Genomic DNA, 4,260 nt, shown 5'->3' on the forward strand with positions numbered 1-4,260 from the left:
CCGGTATCCAGAGCACAAGGATGTGACTCACCACCAACACATCATTGAGTTTACATCCGTGTAGCCTAGACCCCCGCAATCCATGCCGGGGTGACGGCTATTTTGAGGTTCTGCTACTTCGGCTGAAAGTTGTACGTAATCAGGTAACAGCTTGATTTGTTTTAAATATCCATAATTAACTGATAAGGTTATTGGATAAGGACTCCATTCAAAAAGCAATTTACCACAAACCCATCAAACCCCACCCCAAGGTAACTCAGGAAAAAACTCCGCCTGCATCCGACGGCAATAATCCAGCAGATTTTGCTTGCCCAGTGCGTGAACTTTCAGGGGGGATTCGATAGGACAACCCAGGGTATTGACGAGTATGCCATAAGCACTTGCATCCAGGCTGGTTGGTTGGTTGCTTGCCCATAAAGTACGGTTTGCTACCGAGAAAATCGGCAAGGCTATCAATATCTTCCTTACCGAGTTCAAATATTTCTTCTTGCGTCAGCCGCCCTATGCCATGCCCCTTAATTTGTGCATTGATCTTTTTGCGATAAAGCGCTGCCGCCAGATCGCGGGCAACCGGCGGCAGGCCACCGAAAATCGCCTGTTTATTCGTTTGCCAATTTTCTTCCGTATAATTCCAGCGCGTGACCATGCCAACCCAATACAAATGCTCTTCCAAAAGCCGCTGGTAAGACTTGGCAATGCCTTGTTCTTCAAGTGAAAGCAGCGCCTTGTCAGTATCGCCATACGTTGCTTTGAGATAATTCACAATCACCCGGGAATCAGAAAGTTTGCGCCCCTTGTCTTCAATATACGGAAGCTTTCCCCGCGGCCCTTTGAGCGGCAGGGTTTCCACAATTTCATAGGGAAGCTTGTTGATGCGGAGGTAAGTCTCAAGCTTGGCGCAAAATTGGCTCAGGTTAGGAATGCCCCAGGTACGGGCGAACTGGTAAAGTGTAATCATCTTTTTACTCCAGAGGATGTGGTCATATAAAGCCACTTAGGCTCAACTCATAAGTGCAATTCATTTTTAAGAATTGGAGGGGTCAGTTGCTGTAAAGTTCTGGGTTTTTGAATAACGGGTAGTCTCGCAACACACTCACGATAAACAATCTATGAAATTTCATAGGCAAATGCTTGTCTACAGCCTCATGGTAGCATAGTGGTAATAAAGGAGGGCAACATGCCACAGCAAAAAAGTTACATCCGCTGGTTCAACGAACTAACTATCGAAGATATCCCCTTGGTGGGCGGTAAAAATGCCTCATTAGGTGAAATGTACCGCGAGTTAATCCCCCAAGGGATCAACATACCGAATGGTTTCGCCGTTACCGCCGAAGGTTATCGCTACATGCTGGATCAAGCGAATGCCTGGAGCGAACTGCATCTGGCGCTGGATGGCCTTGATGCTGACGATGTTGCTGACCTGGCACGACGCGCACGCAAAGCCCGGGAAATCATTTATGCCGCACCCTTGCCCGATCTGCTGGAAAAGCAAATTCTTGAGGCCTATAGCCAGCTTCAAAACCAGTATGGTGAAGATTTAAGCCTTGCCGTCCGCAGTTCGGCTACCGCTGAGGATTTACCGACAGCCAGCTTTGCTGGACAGCAGGATACTTATCTGAATATCCGGGGCGAACGGCCTTTACTGGAAGCGTGTAAACGTTGCTTTGCCAGCCTGTTCACCGACCGTGCAATCCATTACCGCATTGACCAGGGCTTTGACCATTTTAAACTCGGGCTTTCCATCGGCATCATGAAAATGGTGCGTTCTGATTTGAAAGCCAGCGGCGTCATGTTTTCCCTGGATACCGAATCAGGATTCAATGATGTGGTGTTTATTACGGGTGCTTATGGTCTTGGTGAAAATGTCGTTCAAGGCATTGTCGATCCGGACGAGTTTTACGTCCACAAACCTACTTTTGAGCAGGGCTTTCGTGCCGTCCTGAAACGGACGCTGGGTGCAAAAAAAATCAAGATGATCTACAGTGTAGGCCGTACCCGCGAGCCTACCAAAAATGTCGTCACCTCCGAGGAAGAACGCAGCCATTTTTGCATCAATGATGAAGACGTGCTGACGCTTGCCGATTACGCCATCAAAATAGAAAAACACTACAGTGGCAAAGCCGGACAACCCAGGCCAATGGACATGGAATGGGCGAAAGATGGCGTTGATGGCCTGTTATACATCGTTCAGGCGCGTCCTGAAACAGTCGTATCGCAGCGCAACAGCATGATAATGGAAAATTATATATTGAAAGACAAAGCCGAGCCGATAGCCGTCGGCCATGCGGTTGGCAGCAAGATTGCCACCGGTAATGCCCGCATCATCGAACATCTCGAACAGTTGCGCGATTTTAAACCGGGCGATGTGCTGGTTGCCGATATTACCACCCCCGATTGGGAACCCGTGATGAAAATTGCGTCCGCCATTGTCACCAATCGCGGTGGCCGCACCTGCCATGCGGCGATTATCGCCCGTGAACTCGGTGTCCCCGCCGTCATCGGCTGCGAGAATGCTACGCTTGTCATTCACAACAACACCCCAATAACCGTGTCCTGTGCCGAAGGCGATGTGGGCAGGGTTTATCCGGGTATTCTTGAATTTGAAATCAAGACAACCAACCTGTCCGGCCTAAAAAGGCCGAAAACCAAAATCATGCTGAATATTGGCAACCCGGAGCTTGCATTTAAAATCCGGTTTTTGCCCAACGATGGTGTGGGCTTGGCGCGGATGGAATTTATCATTGCCGAATACATCAAAGTCCATCCCTTAGCCCTCATTCATCCCGAGCGTGTGCAAGATGTGGGCGTACTCGACCAACTCAAACGGCTCACCCGCAATTATGAAAAACCAGAAAACTTCTTTATTGAACGTCTTTCCGAGGGTGTGGCTACCATTGCCGCCGCGTTTTATCCAAAGCCCGTTGTCGTCAGGATGTCGGATTTCAAGACCAATGAATATGCTGCCCTGCTCGGCGGCAAAGATTTTGAGTTTGAGGAAGCCAATCCGATGATAGGGTTCCGGGGCGCTTCGCGTTATATCCATCCCGCTTATGCTGAAGGCTTCGCCCTGGAATGTGCTGCGATGAAGCGGGTACGTGATGACATGGGCTTAACGAATGTCATCCTGATGATTCCCTTCTGCCGCCGTGTGCAAGAGGCGGAACGTGTGCTTGAAGCGATGGCAAAGCTCGGCCTGAAGCGTGGCGAAAACGGCCTGCATATTTATGTCATGTGCGAAATCCCCAATAACGTCATCCAGATTGACGCTTTCTCTCAGGTGTTTGATGGCTTTTCCATCGGCTCCAACGACCTGACCCAGCTTACTTTAGGCGTAGACAGGGATTCTGCCATCGTCGCAGACGATTTCGATGAACGCGATCCCGGCGTCAAGGAAATGATCCGTCTGGCTGTCAAGGGAGCGCAACGCAACCACAAACATATCGGCTTGTGTGGGCAAGCCCCTTCAGATTATCCCGATATGGCAGAGTTTCTGGTTGAGATCGGCATAGATTCAATAAGCCTCAATCCTGATACGGTATTACAGACGACGCAGAAAATATTGGAAACTGAACAGCGTCTGTGTAGGTTGGGGTGAGGTACGAACCCCAACACTTGAGTCAACATGTTGTTGGGGTTTGCCAAGCTTACCCCAACGAGCTATGTTTTTTTTGGCTCTTCAAATTTGGTAAGGCGATAAATGTCTACGTAGATGCGGTAATCCCCGTCTGATTGCTTCTTCCAGACCACTAAACTTTGTCCCATGTCCACGCAGAGGTTTCCGTCGATCTCTAGCCACGCAGTGGAACGTAGCCGCTGATACGGGGCTTCTGCATGACCACCAGTGTCGAGGATTGTGAGATGCCATTCCTGGAAAGAAGGCATTCCCACCCAATACCGATCAATGGGTTCTCGCCCCATAACCCACATTTCCCCCATGTCGGTGATAAGCGCATTGTCTGCGTAAAATCGCGCAACACTGACTTTGTCGCCGTTTACCCCGAACTCAGCCATGGCGCGTATCTTGGCTTCAAGTAGTTGGAGGACATCCGGTGGTACCCCCGATATGCTTGTGGTCATTTGTCGTTCCCTAGTTATTATCGCAAAGTAAAATTGCCTAACGTAATGGTATGGGCTCCTCCCCTTCCCAACGGCATCGCGATGTGCCAAAGTGGAAGGGTAAAACCGCCACTTAACAGAAGGAGAGGAATCCGCCATGGATATTACGACAATTGGCCTGGACATTGCAAAAAACGTTTTTCA

3 protein-coding genes and 1 pseudogene are annotated in these 4,260 nt (G+C 49.5%); 1 reads left to right on the top strand and 3 read right to left on the bottom strand.

Annotated features, from left to right (window positions below; genetic code table 11):
• Nucleotides 1-234 precede the first annotated feature (234 nt).
• A complete protein-coding gene (locus ACLQ6D_RS06890; RefSeq protein WP_411726544.1) occupies nt 235-477 on the bottom strand; it encodes a glutathione S-transferase C-terminal domain-containing protein in 243 nt (80 codons plus the stop codon).
• A gap of 166 nt (nt 478-643) precedes the next feature.
• Nucleotides 644-958: pseudogene (locus tag ACLQ6D_RS06895) on the bottom strand (glutathione S-transferase N-terminal domain-containing protein); the annotation flags it as partial.
• 219 nt (nt 959-1,177) lie between these two features.
• Between ACLQ6D_RS06895 and ppsA the strand changes: the two are divergent.
• Nucleotides 1,178-3,595 carry a phosphoenolpyruvate synthase gene (ppsA, locus tag ACLQ6D_RS06900; RefSeq protein WP_411726545.1) on the top strand — a complete coding sequence of 806 codons (2,418 nt, stop codon included), beginning with the start codon at nt 1,178-1,180 and terminating at the stop codon, nt 3,593-3,595.
• A 62-nt stretch (nt 3,596-3,657) separates the two neighbouring features.
• Here ppsA and ACLQ6D_RS06905 read toward each other — a convergent pair whose 3' ends face one another.
• Nucleotides 3,658-4,077 (bottom strand): hypothetical protein, encoded by a 420-nt coding sequence (locus ACLQ6D_RS06905; RefSeq protein ID WP_411726546.1) that lies wholly within the window; start codon nt 4,075-4,077, stop codon nt 3,658-3,660.
• Nucleotides 4,078-4,260: the final 183 nt, after the last annotated feature.

Source organism: Methyloglobulus sp., from assembly GCF_046714055.1.
GTDB lineage: Bacteria > Pseudomonadota > Gammaproteobacteria > Methylococcales > Methylomonadaceae > Methyloglobulus.